The following is a 16,825-nucleotide window of genomic DNA, read 5'->3' as shown; positions in this document are numbered from 1 at the left end:
CCCCGGACCACCGGCTGAAGCCGGCCGGACGACAGCCCGGCGCAAGGAGGTGCGGCCCGTGAACTTCTGGGACTACATCAGCGCGGCTCATCAGCAGCTGCTGGCGGACGCCTACCAGCACGCCAGCGTGGTCTTCCAGTGCATGGTCGTCGCGACCGTCATCGGCGTGGTGATCGGTGTGGTCACCTACCGCAGCGAGTGGGCGGGCAACCTCGCCACCACGACGACCTCGACCATCCTGACGATCCCCTCGCTCGCCATGATCGGTCTCCTCATCCCGATCGTCGGCCTCGGCGTCCCGCCGACGGTCATCTCGCTCACCCTGTACGGGCTGCTGCCCATCGTGCGGAACTCGATCGTGGGCCTGCGGGGCGTGGACCCCTCCCTGATCGACGCGGCGCGCGGCATCGGCATGTCCCGCATGGCCCGGCTCGCCAAGGTGGAGCTGCCGCTCGCCTGGCCGCCGATCCTCACCGGGATCCGGGTCTCCACCCAGATGCTGATGGGCATCGCCGCCATCGCGGCCTACGCGTCCGGACCCGGGCTCGGCAACGAGATCTTCCGCGGCATCGCGTCCCTGGGCAGCAAGAACGCACTGAACCAGGTGCTCGCGGGCACGGTCGGCATCATCATCCTCGCGCTCCTCTTCGACGCCGCGTACGTCCTCATCGGCCGCATGACCATCCCGAGGGGGATCCGTGTCTGATTCCTTGCCCGAGACCCCCACGGCCGCCGCCACGGCGACCGCCACCGCCGAGGGCGGCGCCGGGGAGCCCGGCTCCACGACCGGGGCGACGATCGAGCTGGAGAACCTCACCAAGCGCTACCCCGGATCCGCCGCGCCCGCCGTGGACAACGTCAGCCTGGAGATCAAGGCGGGCGAGACCGTCGTCTTCGTAGGACCCTCGGGTGGCGGCAAGACCACCCTCCTCAAGATGATCAACCGGCTCATCGAGCCGACCAGCGGCCGTATCAGGATCGGTGGCGAGGACGTCACGGACATGGACCCGGTGAAGCTCCGGCGCAAGGTCGGCTACGCGATCCAGTCCTCGGGCCTCTTCCCGCACATGACGGTCGCGCAGAACATCGCCCTGGTCCCGAAGATGACCGGCTGGTCCAAGTCGAAGATCAAGGCGCGCGTCGAGGAGATGCTGGACCTGGTCGGTCTCGATCCTGCCGAGTTCCGCGGCCGCTATCCACGCCAGCTCTCCGGAGGTCAGCAGCAGCGCGTGGGCGTGGCACGGGCGTTGGCGGCCGACCCGCCCGTACTCCTGATGGACGAGCCGTTCGGCGCGGTCGACCCGATCACCCGCGACCACCTCCAGGACGAGCTGATCCGCCTCCAGCGCGAGCTGCACAAGACGATCGTCTTCGTCACCCACGACTTCGACGAGGCGATCAAGATCGGCGACCGCATCGTGGTCCTGCGCGAGCGCTCGCACATCGCCCAGTTCGACACCCCCGAGGCCATCCTCACCAACCCCGTCGACGACTTCGTGTCCGGCTTCGTCGGCGCGGGCGCCGCCCTCAAGCGCCTCAACCTCACCCGCGTACGGGACGTGGAGATCACCGACTACCCGACGGTCCAGGTCGACGACCCCCTCCAGACCATCTTCGACAAGCTGCGCGACGCGGGCACCAACGAACTGCTCCTGCTCGACAAGCGACGCCGCCCCTACAAGTGGCTGCGGCGCGGCGACCTGATGCGCGCCAAGGGGTCGCTGGCCCGCGCGGGCACCCTCGTGCACGACACGGTGACCCGGGACGCGACCCTGCGCGACGCGCTCGAAGCGGTCCTGACCGACAACGCCGGACGCGTCGCGGTCACCGGCCGGCGCGGTGAGTACGAGGGCGTCGTCGACATGGAGACGCTGATGAACTCCGTGCACGAACTCCTGGACGCCGACCGGCTCGAAGCCGTGGAGCACCAGCACGAACTGGAGGAGCTGCGGGCCCAGCAGACCCATCAGGAACAGGAAGGCGAGGGGGGACTGAAGGCGTGAACACCCCCAAGTCGCCTCCGGACAAGCGTCCGGAGGGCGAGCACGAGGTGAAGGGCGTCGCGTTCCGCGACGAGGGCGAGGCCGAGCAGGAGGCGCCACCACCGCCGCCGGTCCGCGAGAAGCGCCGGATCTCCTGGCAGAAGCTCACGTTCCTGCCGGCCGTGATCGCAGTCGTGCTGCTGGCCACCTGGATCTGGTTCCAGCAGGCCACCCTGGACACGATCACCGAGAACGCCATCTCCGGCGGTCAGGTGTGGAAGCTCGTCAAGCAGCACATCTACCTGACGGTGGTCTCCACGTTCTTCGTGCTGATCATCGCGATCCCGCTGGGCATCCTGCTGACCCGCAAGATGTTCCGCAAGGCGACCCCGGTCGCCCTCGCCTTCGCCAACATGGGCCAGGCCACCCCCGCGATCGGCCTGCTCGCCCTGCTGGTGATCTGGCTGGGCATCGGCCGGCGGTCGGCCCTGATCGGCATCATCATCTACGCGATCCTGCCCGTGCTCTCCAACACCATCGCGGGCCTGAAGGCGAACGACCCCACACTCCTCGAAGCGGCGCGCGGTATCGGCATGTCACCGTTGGGCGTCCTCACCAAGGTCGAACTCCCGCTGGCCGTGCCGTTGATCCTCGCGGGCGTGCGCACGGCGCTCGTCCTGAACGTCGGCACGGCGACCCTCGCCACGTTCGGCGGCGGTGGCGGCCTCGGCGTCCTGATCACCACCGGCATCACCAACCAACGCATGCCGGTCCTGGTACTCGGCTCGATCCTGACCGTCGCGCTGGCCCTGCTCGTGGACTGGCTGGCATCGCTCGCCGAACTCCTTTTGCGGCCACGCGGACTGGAGGTGCGGACATGAGGCGTACGTACCGTGCGGCGGCGGCAGCGGGCCTCGTCGCGTCCCTGCTCGCAGGCTGCGGACTGACCAGCGGCAGCCCGCTGGTCGACGACGTGAAACCGGGCTCGATCGGCAAGGGCGAGCCGCTCAAGGGCGCCAATATCACCGTCACGTCCAAGGAGTTCACCGAACAGCTGATCCTCGGCGCCATGATGGGCATCGCCTTCAAGGCGGCCGGTGCCGACGTCCTCGACCGCACCGGCATCCAGGGCTCCATCGGCGCCCGCGAGGCCATCAAGAGCGGTGACGCGGACGGGATGTACGAGTACACGGGCACGGCCTGGATCACCTACCTGGGCAACTCCCACCCCATCGCCGACCCGCAGGCCCAGTGGCAGGCCGTCCACGACGCCGACCTCAAGAACGGCATCACCTGGCTGCCGCCGTCCGAGCTCAACAACACGTACGCGCTGGCCATGAACGAGGCCAACTTCAAGAAGTACGGCACGAAGACCCTCTCGGACGTGGCCGCCCTCGCCAAGAAGAACCCCAAGGCCGTAACGCTGTGCGTGGAGAGCGAGTTCGCCAACCGTGCGGACGGGCTGCATGGCATGGAGAAGGCGTACGGCATGAAGATCCCGACCGCGAACGTCACGCAGATGGACACCGGGATCATCTACACGCAGGCCGCGAAGGGCACCTGCACCTTCGGCGAGGTCTTCACGACCGACGGCCGCATCAGGGCGATGAAGCTCAGGGTGATGGCGGACGACAAGCACTTCTTCCCGAACTACAACGCGGCCCCGGAGATGAACACCAAGTCCCTGGAGAAGTATCCGGCGATGGCGAAGGTCATCGAGCCGATCACGAAGAAGCTCAACAACACGGTCGCGCAGGAGCTGAACGCGAGGGTCGACGTCGACGGCCAGGACCCGCACAGCGTGGCGAAGGACTGGCTGGTGAAGGAGGGGTTCGTGACGGAGTGAGCCGGCCCCGGGTCTAACAGCTGGGGACCTTGCTCCCGTCACCCTTGTCCAGAGCCGTCAGCGCCGAGACCGCGCCCTGGAGCGTCGTCACGGGGATCAGCCGCATGCCCTTGGGCGCCTCGGCCTTGGCGTCGCCGCACTCCGCCCTCGGCACCAGGAACACCTTGGCTCCGTCGCGCCAGGCGGCCTGCGTCTTGAGCGACACCCCGCCGACGGCGCCGACCTTCCCGCCGGAGGTGATGGTGCCCGTACCGGCGATGGAACGGCCGCCCGTGAGATCGCCCCCGCTGCCGTTGCCGTCCAGCTTGTCAACGATGCCGAGGGAGAAGAAGAGCCCCGCGCTCGGCCCGCCGACGTCGGCGAGCTGGAGGTCCACCTTCACCTCGTTCGGGGACTTGCCCAGAAAGCCGAGCGCGGCCTCGGTCGCGGAGTCCTGCGACTTCTTCATCTCGCCGAGGTTGTGCTGCTCGATCTCCTTGGTGGAGTCGCCCGAGGGGTATACGGCGTCGCGGGGCATGACGGCACGGTCCGTACGGAACCAGCTGTCGACGACGTCGCCCAGGCTCACGTCCGCGTCGGGCCCCGTAGCCACGATCGTCACCATCCGCAGCTTCCCCGAGGTGTCACGGGTGGGCGCCCCGGAGATCTCGATGACGGGCTTCCCCTTCGAATCCCCGAGCACATCGGTGGTCGGCCCCGGCTGAGCGATGGCGAACGGCAACGGCGCAAACCCCGCCACACCAAGCAGAGCCACCACAGGCAGAGCACAAACGGCAAGGGCCCTGGTCCGAGAAATCCGAGAGAGAAGCACGGGCCCAATCTAACGCGAGGGCCAGGCGGGACGAGGGCGCCCCAGAGGGGTGCGGGGAACTGCGCACATAGCCGATACGAACCCGCAGAAGACAACGGACCGCCGATAGGGGGCGCGGGGAACTGCGCAAAACCCCCGGCACTGATACCCCGCACAAATAACCGGCACGCAGCGCGCTTAGCGCAACGCGTCGGCAACCTCCCGCGCCGCATCAAGAACCCGCGGCCCCACCCGCTCAGGGACGGAGTCCGAAAGCATCACAACCCCCACACTTCCCTCAACCCCGCTCACCCCCACCAACGGCGCCGCAGCGCCACAGGCGCCGGCCTCAAGCTCCCCATGGGTCAGCGTGTAACCAGGCTCAGGCACCAGCCCCTGCCGCGCAGCGAGTATGGCGCGGCCCGCGGCCCCCCGGTCGAGCGGATGCCGAAAACCGGCCCGGTACGCCACGTGATAGTCCGTCCAGGTCGGCTCGACGACGGCCACGGCGAGCGCCTCCGAGCCATCGACCAGCGTCAGATGCGCGGTGGCCCCGATGTCCTCGGCAAGGGATCGCAGCGCCGGCAGCGCAGCCTCCCGTACCAGCGGATGCACCTGGCGGCCCAGGCGCAGCACGCCTAGCCCCACCCGCGCCCGGCCGCCGAGGTCACGGCGGACCAGGGCGTGCTGTTCGAGCGTGGCGAGCAGGCGGTACACGACGGTGCGGTTCACGCCGAGCTTGTTGGACAGCTCGGTGACCGTCAGCCCGTGGTCGGTGTCGGCGAGCAGCTTGAGGACACGCAGTCCCCGGTCGAGCGTCTGGGAGGTCTCCGCGGTCACGACGCCCACTCCTTAGTGGTGAAGGCGGCGGCCCCCTCCGCGGCGGTTGCGACGCCGGTCCCGTGGGCGACGCGCGTCAGAGGCCGCCGGTCGGCAATCGACCCGGTTCGGATGGTCCCGGGCGGAGGCGCATGGCGCACCGGCTGCGCTCCGCGGCGGCTCTGCCACGGGGCGTGTGCGTTGCCGGGAATGTAGCGAGGTCGTCCCGCTCAGCGGAAGACTCCGTCCAGAATCCGGGCAGTAACTATCCTGACCTGTACCGATTGCCCCGTTACGCGGGGCACGATCAACGGAGCGTGCACCACCTCTGCACGTAGCGCACACGCTTCCCGGCGCGCGCGACCCGGCCCGGCGCGAGCCCCATGAACCCCAGGGGTGACAGACGCCCGCGCAACGCCCCTTGAGGGACGTCACTTCATCCGGGTGGCCCACTCCTGGACCTTCGCGATGCGCTGCCTCAACTGCCCGGCCGTGGCCTCCGCGCTCGGCGGCCCCCCGCACACCCGCCGCAGCTCGGTGTGGATGACGCCGTGCGGCTTCCCGCTCTGATGCACGTACGCGCCGACCATCGTGTTGAGCGACTTGCGGAGTTCGAGGAGCTCCTTGTGCGAGACGACGGGCCGCCGCTCGGCCGGCATCTCGAGGAGATCGGCCTCGCTGTCGGGCCTCTTCTTGCTGTGCGCGATCTGCCGGGCCTGCCGCTTCTGGAGCAGCATCTGCACCTGGTCGGGTTCGAGGAGCCCGGGAATGCCGAGGTAGTCCTGCTCCTCCTCGCTGCCCGGGTGCGCCTGCATGCCGAACTCGGCACCGTCGTAGAGGACCCGGTCGAACGTGGCCTCGGACTCGAGCGCCTCGAAGGAGAACTGCTCCTGCTCCCCCGTGTCCTCGTCCTCCTGCTTGTTCGCCTCGTCCATCTCCTTCTCGGACTCGGCGTAGGGGTCCTCCTCCCCGTCCTTCTTCGGCTTGTCGAGCACGTGGTCGCGCTCGACCTCCATCTCGTTGGCGAAGCCGAGGAGGTCGGGGACGGTGGGCAGGAAGACGGACGCGGTCTCGCCGCGCCGCCGCGAACGTACGAAGCGGCCCACGGCCTGCGCGAAGAAGAGCGGGGTCGAGATGGTCGTCGCGTAGACGCCCACGGCGAGGCGGGGCACGTCGACGCCCTCGGACACCATGCGGACGGCGACCATCCAGCGGTCGTTGCTCGCCGAGAAGTCGTCGATCCGTTTCGACGCGCCCGTGTCGTCGGAAAGGACGGTGGTGGGCTTCGTGCCGGTGATCTCCCGGATCAGCTTGGCGTAGGCGCGGGCGGAGTCCTGGTCGGCGGCGATGACGAGACCGCCGGCGTCCGGGATGCCCTTGCGGACCTCGGTGAGCCGCTGGTCGGCCGCGCGCAGCACGCTCGGCATCCACTCGCCGCGCGGGTCGAGGGCCGTACGCCAGGCCTGGCTGATGGCGTCCTTGGTCATGGGTTCGCCGAGCCGGGCGGCGATCTCGTCGCCGGCCTTCGTGCGCCACCGCATGTTGCCGCTGTAGGAGAGGAAGATGACGGGCCGCACGACGCCGTCGCCGAGCGCGCTGCCGTAGCCGTACGTGTAGTCGGCGGAGGACCGCCGGATGCCGTCCTTGCCCTCTTCGTACTGGACGAAGGGGATGGGGTTGGTGTCGGAGCGGAACGGCGTACCGGTGAGGGCGAGGCGGCGGGTGGCCGGCTCGAAGGCCTCCAGGCACGCCTCACCCCACGACTTGCTGTCACCGGCGTGGTGGATCTCGTCGAGGATGACGAGGGTCTTGCGCTGCTCACTGCGGTTGCGGTGCAGCATCGGCCGCACGCCCACACCCGCGTACGTGACGGCGACGCCCTGGTACTCCTTGTTGAGCGGCCCCGCGCTGTACTCCGGGTCCAGCTTGATCCCTATGCGCGCGGCGGCTTCGGCCCACTGCTTCTTCAGGTGCTCGGTCGGCGCGACCACGGTCACCTGCTGCACGACATGGTGGTGCAGCAGCCAGGAAGCGAGGGTGAGCGCGAACGTCGTCTTGCCGGCGCCCGGGGTGGCGACGGCGAGAAAGTCTCGCGGCTGCTCCTGGAGGTACCTCTCCATGGCCCCTTGCTGCCAGGCACGCAGCTTGCCCGCGGTGCCCCAGGGGGCGCGGCCGGGGAAGGCGGGTGAGAGGTGGTGGGAGGAGGCGGAAGAGGCGGTGGCGGCGGCGGTGGTAGTCACGGTCTCCGGTTTTGACGCAGGTACGGGCGCGGGTGCGGGCTGCGCGATGCTGACGCAGGCTGCGGAGTACTGACGCAGGCTTCTGACGCTGGAGGTACGCACTTTGACGCTCGGGGTACGTACGACAACCGGGCCACCCTACCGGTGGGGTGGTCGGGTCAGCGGGGGAACGGCACCGGGGCGCCGCGCGATGCGACCCGTTTCACAGTCGGTCTCACGGAGCGCGTTCGCGTGCCGCACGGAGCGCGTCCGGGAGCGACACGAGGCGCTCGTCCGGGGCACGTCCGGGGGGCCGTACGGGGTGCGTCCGGGGGCCGCGCGGAGTGCGTCTAGGAGTGACACGGGGCGCACGTCCGGGGGCCGCACGGCGCACGTCCGGGGGGGCCGTACGGGGTGCGTCCGGGGGCCGTACAGAGCGCGTCCAGGAGCGACACGGGGCGTATGTCCGGGGGGCCGTGCGGAGCGAGCGCGTCCGGCCGGGCGTCCGACGGGTTTCGGGGCCGGTTTCGGGCGACTGGATTCAGGGCCGGGTTTCAGGCGGCCGGCTTCAGACGCCCGGCTTCAGACGCTCGACTTCAGGCACCCGACGTCAGGCACCCGTTTACTTCAGCAGGCCGGAGGCCGGGACGCGGACCTCACGCGCGTAGCCACCCAGGCCCCCACCAGGGCGACCGCCGCCATCGGCAGGAACACCGCGACGAAGGCGGCCGGATGGGATCCGCCGCCGCCGGCCGAGGCCACCTCGTGGGCGGAGCCCACCGCACCGCCGCCGAGCGCAGCGAACGCCGCTCCCCCCACGGCCAGCAGCACCACGTTGGACAGCCCGTCCGAGATCTGGAGGGCGGCCGAGTTGGCCCCCGCCTCCTCGGGCGCCGACAGCTCCAGCAGCAGCACACTCGTCGACGAGATGACCAGCCCCATCCCGAGGCACCCGAAGCCCCACGCCACGGCGACGATCCACACCGGCACGGCCTCGATGAGCACGCTCGGCGCCGTGGCGACGGCCGCCGCCACCAGCACCATCCCGCCCGCCATCAGCCGCTCCCGATACGGCTCGAAGCGCGGCCGCGACTGCAGGAACGACCCGAACGCCCACGTGGCCCCGCCCACCGCCAGCGAGAGCCCGGCCATCATCGGCGAGAGCCCGCGCTGCGTGACGAGCATCAGCGGCACGAACGACTCGGCCGCGATGAAGGACCCGGCGGCGACACCGCGCAGGAGAACCACGGCGGGCAGCCCGCGGGCGGCCCGGTACGTCCCGCGGGGCAGCAGCCCGAGCACCGCCGGCACGAGCAGGGCCACGCCCACCGCGCCGGGCAGGAGCGAGATCCACCGCAGGTCCTGGGCGGCGTACTGAAGCAGACCTGCCCCGAGCGAGATCCCGAGGGCGAGCCGGATGCGACGGCCGTCGGCTGCTCCGCGCGCCGCTCCCTCCGCGGGCCCCGACGCGCGCCGCCGGATCTGCGGCAGCGCGAGCGCCAGCGGGAACACGACGAGAACCGGGATCCCGATGAACACCCACCGCCACCCGAGGTGCTCGGTCACGGCGCCTGACGCGAGCGGCCCGACGACGGACGGAACCACCCAGCTCGCGGCAAAGGCGGCCATGATCGCGGGCCGCAGCCGCTCCGGATAGGCCCGGCTGACAACGACGTACAACGCCACGATGACGAGCCCGCCCCCGAGCCCCTGCACGGCCCGCCCGGCGATGAACATCCACATCGACCCCGCGGTCCCGGCGAGCAGCAGCCCCACCGCGAACGCGGCGATCCCCGCCCCCAGCGGCCCGAGCGGACCGCGCCGGTCCGCCCACTGCCCCGAGAACACCATCCCGAACAGACTCGTCGTGAAGTACCCGGAGAACGCGAACGCGTACAGCGACACCCCGTCCAGCTCACGCGCGGCGACGGGCATGGCGGTCCCGACGGCGGTGGCCTCGAAGGCGATCAGCAGGACGACGGAGACGATGCCGACACTGAGGGACCGGTAGGAACGGCTGAGGACGCCGACGCCGGGCGGGGTGGTCGGAGCGGTCGGGGTGGTCGGAGCGGTCGGGGGCGGGGTCGAGGTGGCGACGACATCGGCGTCGTCACGCGGTTCCAGGGCGGTCATACGGCTCAGAGTAAGGGGCTCAAGGGCCACTGACCCCTGTCGGGAGTCGCCCTTCGCCTGGTCCCTTGGTCGTACGACCATGAACGCCGTATGGCAGTCGCATTGCGACCCACGCGCCCCTCTTGGCGCGGCGACCCAGGGGCCATACGGTCAAGACATCGAGTTCAACGGAGCTTGTTCCGAACTCAGTTCGGCCGTGTGCCCGAGTGGTTTAGGGATTCGCCTGCAAAGCGAAGCACACCGGTTCGATTCCGGTCACGGCCTCGACCAGCACGCTCATGAAGGGGCGCCCGGCTTCGGCGGGGCGCCCCTTCGGCGTTGCGCCAGGGGCCTCGTGGACCACAGAAGAGGGCACGGCATCGCGGTGCTCCGTCAAGCCGGACGAAGTGCGTCACCCGAGACGGACACCCCTCCAACCCGCCCGCTGCCGGGCTGCGCCACTGATCACCCGGACGTGGGGTGACCAGCGCGTCCGGTCCGTCGTTTCCCAGAATCCCGCCTCGCCGCAAGGCAGTTGGGCGAAACGCGGGATGCGAGCACGGACACACGGGGAGGACATCAACATCATGGTCATCGGACCTGCCCAGGGGCAGCAGAACCTCGCTTCGTCGCCCGCGCGGAAGCGCGCCGCAGCACGGGCGATCGAGAACCACATCGAGCCCGACACGCGCCGCTCGGGCGAGTGGGCGGACGAGGACACGGGCGCCGCCGTCCGGGCGTTCGACGCGAAGGACGGGCACGGCTGGGTCACGTCGTCGTCCCTGAAGAAGGCACACAAGGCTTGGGGGGATCAGGTGAAGTCCCTCATGAACAGGCTGAGTTCGGAGAAGGTGTCCCTGCGCGCCACCACGGCACTCCTCCAGGGAACGGACTTCGGTGTAGGGGCGCAGGTCCGGACGACGTCATCGCTCGACCGCTACTGACCGCCGTACGGCCAGACCCGACCGACGCACGAGGACCGACCCATGCCCACGTACCACGAGATCATGACCACCGACCTCGCCACGCTCACCACGGCGGCCGACCGCTGGGACGGTATGGCGAAGGAATTCGGAAAGCGGGAGACGGACTACAAGCGGGACGTGCACGGCATCACGCCCGGCCCGCCATCCCCCTCGACCTGGACCGGCCTGAGCGCCGACGCGGCCGGCAAGCGCTTCGACGTAACGCTCCACGAATTCCAGAACGCCCAGACAGAGGCCAAGGCGATCGCCTCACTCCTCCGAGACGCTCACGCGCAGTTCACCACCTTGCGCGGCCAACTCAGGTCCGAGCGTGAGGCAGCCGTCAAAGCCGGGATAAGGGTCTCGGATCGCGGCGTGGTGGCGTACGACGAGGAGCGCGCGGCGGCGAGCGAGTCGGGCTCTGCGCTGCACGACCCCGGTAGCAGGGCCGAGGTTCACAGGGCGGTCGCGTCCTGGCAGGGACGCATCGACAAGGCGGTGCGTGCGGTCGGAGACGCCGATACGGGCGTCGAGATCGCCCTGAGCGCGGCGGTCTTCGACTCCGTCCTCACCGACGGCACGGGAAACGGCTTCAACGCCCGCGCCAAGGGCGACATCGAAAAGTACGAGGTGGAAGCGGCCAAGGAATCCGCCCACAAACTCGCCAACGGCGAACGACTCACGCCGAACCAACTCGCGGAACTCCAACGCTCGTTCCGCGACAACAGCCACGATCCGGTATTCAGCCGCACCCTCCTGGACAGCCTGGGCCCGAGCGGCACGATCCGCCTGACCAACAACCTGGGCGACCTCGCCCACGTCACCGACCCCCGGCACGCCGCCGAATACAACTCCCTGGAAACCGGCCTCGCCAACTCCCTCGCGACAGCCACCAAGAACTCCCACTCCAAGTGGTACAAGGACTGGCGGACGGAAATGCGGAAGGCGGGAGTCGCGCGCTACGAGACCGAATTCCAGGCAGCCAGGCTGGACAAGGTCCACGGATACCAGTCGCTGGTCACGCTCATGCAGCACGGTGACGGGTACGGGCGCGACTTCCTCGAGGACCTCGGCGACGACATGATCAAGGCCGAGAAGAAGAACCCGGAAATCTGGGACCTGAAGGGCGAATACAGCGGAAAGCGGAACGGCTGGTTCGCCAATGACCCGGTCGACGGCGTACTCGGCATCATGAGCCACGAGCCGGCCACGGCCGCGCATTACCTCAATGACGACGACCGCATGAAGTACCTGATGCACGACCGCGACTGGAAGATCGCGTTGCACACGAACGAGACGCCGAAGGCGACGGTCTACACCCCGTCCCTGGACACGGACACCCGTGCCGGCTTCGCGGCGGCGCTACAGGCGGGAGCGACGGGCCTGGACCCATCGGACCCGAACGCGAAGTACGTCGAGCACTCCGCGGACAACAACAAGGTGTTCAAGTCGTCGCTGAAGTACCTGTCGGACGAGGGAGACAAGTTCCCGCCGTCACTACGAGAGCCCATGGCGAAGATTCTGGTCAATCACGGGGATACGGTGCATGCGGCGGCGAGCAACGTCGATATGGCGGAACCCGGACTGAAGCAAGATGAACTCTATGAAGTCGTCAAGCAGATCTCCAAAGATCAGGGCTCATACGCGACGCTCAACAGCGGAATTAACCACTCCATCGTCTCAGATATTCACGCCTCCAACCAAGAACACCCAAAGGACTCTCTGATTCAAGCGGGTCGAACCATGGGGTTCCTAGAGCAAGCCAGCGTTGAGGCGAAGGGCGACCCAAAGGTTGCCGAGTTCAAGCACAAGTGGGTGGTCGACCAAGCTATCGGATACATCCCCGTGGGTGGCGATGAAGTTCAGGCGGGGGTCGACTACGTGACAGAGAAGTGGCTTGCTGACGAGCAAGAGAAGCTGGACGAAAAATCTTCCGACGCCGCAATCGCGGAATACGGAAACAGGAACAAGCAGCTGATGGCTATCACTGAAGAGTGGTGGAAAGTGCACGGCAACGGCGGGGAGGCCCCCTACGAACTACGCCACTACACGGAGCAGGCTGCGAGCGCAGGAATCGAGCGCGCGCGTGGCGTTTCGGGGAAGGCAAGCAAGTGAGCTTCAATCGAAAACTGACTGGACCACTCGCGCTGGCCACTCTCTCGTCCGTCGCCACATTGACTTCCTGCAGCGCAAAACACGTCGATCCCCCAAAATCCATCTGTGGCACAGAGGTCACCAAGGACCTTATCGAACCACTGTTGGATCCCACCGAAAAGGTGTCTGAATGGCGCAGTTCCGGTTGGGGGGAATCCGGGTCAGCATGGTGCATCGTGAGTGTCGGAAAGGACAGGGCTCTCAGGTTCCAGTTCTCCTGGCACCCGGATTCCATCGACCCACTGAAGTTCGCCTCACCCGATGACTCTATCACCGGCCTGTGGGACCCCACTCGGATGCGCTTGGCCGAGTCCGCAGCCATCGGCGATAACGGAGCAATCGCCACCACTCGATGCGAAAGAGGCAAGGGAGATCATTTCACCATCGCACTAAGGTTGACCCAAGAAGGATCAGTTCCACACCTTAGGAGCGATATTGAAAAGTTCATGCGAAATTACATGCCGACCACAATGAAGACCGTGGGCTGCACACCACCCTGACTCCTTAACCCCCAGCCGTAAGAATCACGCCACCGCCCACAACAATCACCGCAAACGCAACAAACACCGCCACGAAGAGAATCAGCTTCCCGGCGGAAGGTCCGGGCTCGTAAGAACGGGGCTCGGGCCCATCCGCCGGATCCTGGCGACCTGAAGACTCACCTGTCGTCACCGCTGCCGTCCTCTCTCCGCAAAGTTCGCTCCCCCAAAGTACGACCCCGCACGGGCCCGCAATCACCACCCCGCCCAAGCCGGTACGGGCACAGGGGCCGAAGCGAGGGTGCGTGGCATGCGGAAGGCGGTCGGCGAGGGCTTGGACGAGGGGCGACTCGCAGGCGAACGCGGTCATGACGCCGGTCGCACGAGTCAGGCAGCCATGACGCCGGCTGCAAATGTGGGGCTGGGCATTCACCGTCATCGAGCCCAAAGAGCGAACATCACGTCGGTCGTACAGGGCCCCGTGTCAGATACGGGGCCCCACCGACCGCTCCTGCCACCCCCGTGACGCGGCAGTGCCGCCTCACCATAGGCGTGGACCATTGCAACTCCACCAGGCGGCCGCCGGATGATCACGGGCCTTACGCAAACGGAATGAGAGTCGCCAAGTCGCGGATGAGGGCCGCCCAACCACGGGGGAAGCCGGGCGGCCCTCGTACTCAACAGTAAGTACACAGGAGCGGACGCGGGCCCTCAGATGGCCGAAGTTCGCTCGATCTGCACGCCCGGCGCGCGACCGTCACACACACGTCTGCGCTGGTCATCGCCATGAATGAGCCGTGCGGGCGGCGCCGCGAGGCCGCACCGGTTCGGCCGGAGTCGTTCGGTCGCCAGCAACGGCACCTCCGGCCTACTCAGTCCCCTCCTCGCCATCCACCCCACCGAACACCCCACCACAAGCCGACCGATATGCCGCCTCGGCGCTCGCAGCAACGAGCCGCTCATCGATGTCCCCGCGCATGATGAGCAACCGGTAGTAGAACGGTGCGCTCAGCGCCGCGATGACTTCGTACGCATCCGTATCCGGAGGAACCTCGCCCCGATCGACGGCGCGACGCACCAACTGCGTCACGACCTCGGTGCGCGCGACGAAAGCGCCGCGGACAAGATCCGCGATGTGAGGGTCGTACGCGGCGGCCGCCACCATCGCCTCGACGAGGTTGCGACTGCGCGGCAGGGCGTGGAACCCGGCGATGGCCTCGGCCAGCTCGTACAGGTCCTGACGGAACTCACCGGAGTCCGGCGTGGCGATCGTTTTGCTGTGCTGGGCCATCAGATCGACGACGACCCCCTCGACGCTGCGCCAGCGGCGCCTGATCGTCGAGACGTGCACACCGGAACGCGCCGCGAGCTTGTCGAGGTTGAGCGCGCCGAACCCGGTCTCGTCGAGTTCGTGCAGCGCGGCCGCGAGGACGGCCGCGCGGGTGCGGGCCGTGCGTCCGCCGGGGCGGGCGGAGCCGTGCTGTGGTCGCTCAGTCATCGACGCCAATCTAGACGCCGCGGCACCAAGGCAAACGCCGAGCCGCCGGGCAGACCCCAAGCCGGACCCCCACCGGAGACCGATCCGACGGTCACCAGATCTTCACGTGCGGTCAGGACGATTCCTGCCGGATTCGCTTTGCGCGGCCGACCGGCTCCGGATAGCGTGGCCACACCTTAATGCGCGACAAGGAGCATTAGTGCGTCGCGCATGGGTGTACGGGGGCGTGAGCCGGGTCGAACCGGCTCACACAACGGGGGATATCGGGGGATATTGTCACCGCTGCCGCGCCGGCCAACGTCGCGCGGCAGTGGTGGCGCCACGGCCGCGCCAAAGACCTCACCGCGCCGTGCAGCCACGCCAGCGGCACCTCTCCCTCTCGCCGGAGCCACCTCCCACCGGTGGTGATCTCCACGGCGACACACTGTGCGCGGTCGACGACCGGTCGGACGGCTATTACGTCAAGGGCATCCTCACCACCGGCCGCACGGTCAGCACGAACGGCAAGCCGTCACCGGGCTCGGACCGCCAGGGAGGCCCCCCGAGGACCGGGACTACGGCCTGAAGGCCTGCCTGGAAAACCACTACGTACGCGCCTGCTCGACCGAGTACTACGTCCACTCCTGACGCCCGGGCCGCGGAATCCCGGCACTCCGGCACTCCGGCACCCGGCACCCGGCACCCGGCACCCGGCACCCGGCACCAGCGCTCATGAGCACCCGCACGCGCCACGTCTGAGTACCTCGACGGTGCCGCCACGTCCCTCCGACGACTTTGATCGTCTCCATGCAGACGATGCCGCCGCCCCAGCCCCCTTCCCCGAGCCGCGCGAAGCGGGCTGGGACCGGCGCCACCATCAGCCGAGGGCAGTGGGCATCAATCGCGACAGCCCTCGTGTTCGTCGCCCTCATCGGCTTTATGGCCAAGGCATGCGAGTCGCTCGAGGGCGGCCCCGTCAGATCGGCTTCCGCCTTCGGCCGGCACGTCCAGGACACGAAGCAGGCAGGCGAAGACGCATACGCGCAGCTGTCACCCGCATCGTTGACAGAGCCGTACGCGGAAAAGGAAGGCAGCACGTCCTGCGTGGACGACTTCGGTTTCGACGACACCGGCGTCACCCGGGGCCAGCCGATCTACACCTGGAGGGTCGAGTTCGGCGACCGCACCGGCTACCTCACAGCGCTCGCGAACCTCACGGCCGAATGGGTGAAGCAGGGCCGCACGGTGAAGAACATCGCATCCCCCGCCGAAGACGAACCGGGCCACGGCCTCCCCGGCATCAGCACAACCGACGAGCACGGCACAAAGCTGTCCCTCGCCCCCGACTACTACTCAGGCAAGCCGGTCATCCGCGCGGAAGGCACATGCACGCGCCACCACGACGAGTACGGCTACGACTACGACGGGGACGGCGAGCCGGGCTGGTGACGGTTCAGCAGGAGGCGACGAACGCCGCCCGGACAACCCGGGGGACCGAGAGGTGCGGGTGCTGGGCGTCCTTGGAGTCACAGATATGGACGGCTATCGAGGTGGTGGAGACTTCGACGCAGTCGCTGGGCTCACTACTCAACAGCCCATGGACGTTGTGGTTGCTGCACAGAGCCAGCTCAACCGCCCGCGCCTCAAGCTTCGCCAGCTCCCTGCCCCTCTTCGGGTACCGAACCTGGGCAACGTCGTCCGCCATGGCCGCGATCTTCCCGCCGGCACCCAGCACCTCATCGGCCTTCACCAGGAACTCGAGACGCGGAATTCGCCTCCCGCTCTCCAACTTGTAGACCTGGTTCTCCCCGTACCCCACCCGAGCCCCGAACTCGGCAGCGCGCAGCCCCGCGGCCTCCCGTCACATCCGAAGCTGCCGTCCGAGGGCCTCGGCCAACGCTACGGAATCGTTGTCCGGATCAACGTCCCACCCGGCCGCGCCCTCCGACCCATCGCCACTGTCCGCAGTCGCCCTCATGCGC

Annotated in this window: 14 protein-coding genes, 1 tRNA gene and 1 pseudogene; 9 read left to right on the top strand and 7 right to left on the bottom strand. The window is 68.4% G+C overall.

Annotation, left to right across the window (positions count from 1 at the left end):
- Positions 1-58: 58 nt before the first annotated feature.
- From OG698_RS28460 to OG698_RS28445, 4 genes are read left to right on the top strand one after another with little or no spacing between them, the layout of a single operon-like run.
- Positions 59-706, top strand: a complete 648-nt coding sequence (locus tag OG698_RS28460; RefSeq protein ID WP_406106334.1) for an ABC transporter permease — start codon at positions 59-61, stop codon at positions 704-706.
- A 4-nt stretch (positions 707-710) separates the two neighbouring features.
- Positions 711-2,003, top strand: coding sequence for a betaine/proline/choline family ABC transporter ATP-binding protein (locus tag OG698_RS28455; RefSeq protein ID WP_406111330.1), 1,293 nt, complete (start codon positions 711-713; stop codon positions 2,001-2,003).
- On the top strand, positions 2,000-2,863 hold the full coding sequence (locus OG698_RS28450; protein ID WP_406106332.1) for an ABC transporter permease: 864 nt from the start codon (positions 2,000-2,002) through the stop codon (positions 2,861-2,863). Before OG698_RS28455 ends, OG698_RS28450 begins: the two co-directional genes overlap by 4 nt.
- The gene (locus OG698_RS28445; protein WP_406106330.1) at positions 2,860-3,828 is read left to right on the top strand and encodes a glycine betaine ABC transporter substrate-binding protein; all 969 of its coding nucleotides are present in this window, start codon (positions 2,860-2,862) and stop codon (positions 3,826-3,828) included. The genes OG698_RS28450 and OG698_RS28445 overlap by 4 nt, the downstream gene beginning before the upstream one ends.
- Before the next feature lie 13 nt (positions 3,829-3,841).
- Here the strand turns inward: OG698_RS28445 and OG698_RS28440 are convergent, their stop codons facing one another.
- From OG698_RS28440 to OG698_RS28425, 4 genes are all read right to left on the bottom strand, one after another.
- Positions 3,842-4,639: a S16 family serine protease gene (locus OG698_RS28440; RefSeq protein ID WP_406106328.1), complete on the bottom strand. Its 798-nt coding sequence runs from the start codon at positions 4,637-4,639 to the stop codon at positions 3,842-3,844.
- 177 nt (positions 4,640-4,816) lie between these two features.
- The gene (locus OG698_RS28435; protein ID WP_406106326.1) at positions 4,817-5,458 is read right to left on the bottom strand and encodes an IclR family transcriptional regulator; all 642 of its coding nucleotides are present in this window, start codon (positions 5,456-5,458) and stop codon (positions 4,817-4,819) included.
- Between the two features lie 410 nt (positions 5,459-5,868).
- Complete coding sequence (locus OG698_RS28430) at positions 5,869-7,677, bottom strand: DEAD/DEAH box helicase (RefSeq protein ID WP_406106324.1); 1,809 nt, start codon at positions 7,675-7,677, stop codon at positions 5,869-5,871.
- Between the two features lie 606 nt (positions 7,678-8,283).
- A complete protein-coding gene (locus OG698_RS28425; RefSeq protein WP_406106322.1) occupies positions 8,284-9,789 on the bottom strand; it encodes an MFS transporter in 1,506 nt (501 codons plus the stop codon).
- 192 nt (positions 9,790-9,981) lie between these two features.
- On the opposite strand from OG698_RS28425, the gene OG698_RS28420 reads away from it, so the two are divergent.
- The 3 genes from OG698_RS28420 to OG698_RS28410 all read left to right on the top strand — a co-directional run bounded on the left by OG698_RS28420 (position 9,982) and on the right by OG698_RS28410 (position 12,848).
- Positions 9,982-10,053: transfer RNA gene (locus tag OG698_RS28420), tRNA-Cys, on the top strand.
- 302 nt (positions 10,054-10,355) lie between these two features.
- Positions 10,356-10,712 (top strand): hypothetical protein, encoded by a 357-nt coding sequence (locus OG698_RS28415; protein WP_406106320.1) that lies wholly within the window; start codon positions 10,356-10,358, stop codon positions 10,710-10,712.
- Positions 10,713-10,775: 63 nt separating this feature from the next.
- Positions 10,776-12,848 carry a hypothetical protein gene (locus OG698_RS28410; protein ID WP_406106318.1) on the top strand — a complete coding sequence of 691 codons (2,073 nt, stop codon included), beginning with the start codon at positions 10,776-10,778 and terminating at the stop codon, positions 12,846-12,848.
- A gap of 1,386 nt (positions 12,849-14,234) precedes the next feature.
- Here the strand turns inward: OG698_RS28410 and OG698_RS28405 are convergent.
- Positions 14,235-14,864: a TetR-like C-terminal domain-containing protein gene (locus OG698_RS28405; protein ID WP_406106316.1), complete on the bottom strand. Its 630-nt coding sequence runs from the start codon at positions 14,862-14,864 to the stop codon at positions 14,235-14,237.
- Between the two features lie 349 nt (positions 14,865-15,213).
- On the opposite strand from OG698_RS28405, the gene OG698_RS28400 reads away from it, so the two are divergent.
- Positions 15,214-15,429, top strand: a complete 216-nt coding sequence (locus OG698_RS28400) for a hypothetical protein (RefSeq protein ID WP_406106314.1) — start codon at positions 15,214-15,216, stop codon at positions 15,427-15,429.
- Between the two features lie 353 nt (positions 15,430-15,782).
- Complete coding sequence (locus OG698_RS28395; protein ID WP_406106312.1) at positions 15,783-16,292, top strand: hypothetical protein; 510 nt, start codon at positions 15,783-15,785, stop codon at positions 16,290-16,292.
- Between the two features lie 4 nt (positions 16,293-16,296).
- Here OG698_RS28395 and OG698_RS28390 read toward each other — a convergent pair whose 3' ends face one another.
- Positions 16,297-16,434 (bottom strand): DUF397 domain-containing protein, encoded by a 138-nt coding sequence (locus OG698_RS28390; protein WP_406111328.1) that lies wholly within the window; start codon positions 16,432-16,434, stop codon positions 16,297-16,299.
- Positions 16,426-16,821: pseudogene (locus OG698_RS28385) on the bottom strand (helix-turn-helix domain-containing protein); the annotation flags it as partial. The gene OG698_RS28390 and the pseudogene OG698_RS28385, both read right to left, overlap by 9 nt.
- Positions 16,822-16,825: the final 4 nt, after the last annotated feature.

The sequence above is a fragment of the Streptomyces sp. NBC_01003 genome (assembly GCF_045162695.1).
Lineage (GTDB): Bacteria > Actinomycetota > Actinomycetes > Streptomycetales > Streptomycetaceae > Streptomyces.
Note: the sequence above shows the minus strand (reverse complement) of the source record. Positions and strands in the feature narration are given on the sequence as shown.

What these genes read in the sequence shown, in the direction of transcription:
- OG698_RS28445 (WP_406106330.1), top strand. Translation starts at nt 2,860, where the DNA reads ATGAGGCGTACGTACCGTGCGGCGGCGGCAGCGGGCCTCGTCGCGTCC.
- OG698_RS28425 (WP_406106322.1), bottom strand. Translation starts at nt 9,789, where the DNA reads ATGACCGCCCTGGAACCGCGTGACGACGCCGATGTCGTCGCCACCTCG.
- OG698_RS28415 (WP_406106320.1), top strand. Translation starts at nt 10,356, where the DNA reads ATGGTCATCGGACCTGCCCAGGGGCAGCAGAACCTCGCTTCGTCGCCC.
- OG698_RS28410 (WP_406106318.1), top strand. Translation starts at nt 10,776, where the DNA reads ATGACCACCGACCTCGCCACGCTCACCACGGCGGCCGACCGCTGGGAC.
- OG698_RS28405 (WP_406106316.1), bottom strand. Translation starts at nt 14,864, where the DNA reads ATGACTGAGCGACCACAGCACGGCTCCGCCCGCCCCGGCGGACGCACG.
- OG698_RS28395 (WP_406106312.1), top strand. Translation starts at nt 15,783, where the DNA reads ATGGCCAAGGCATGCGAGTCGCTCGAGGGCGGCCCCGTCAGATCGGCT.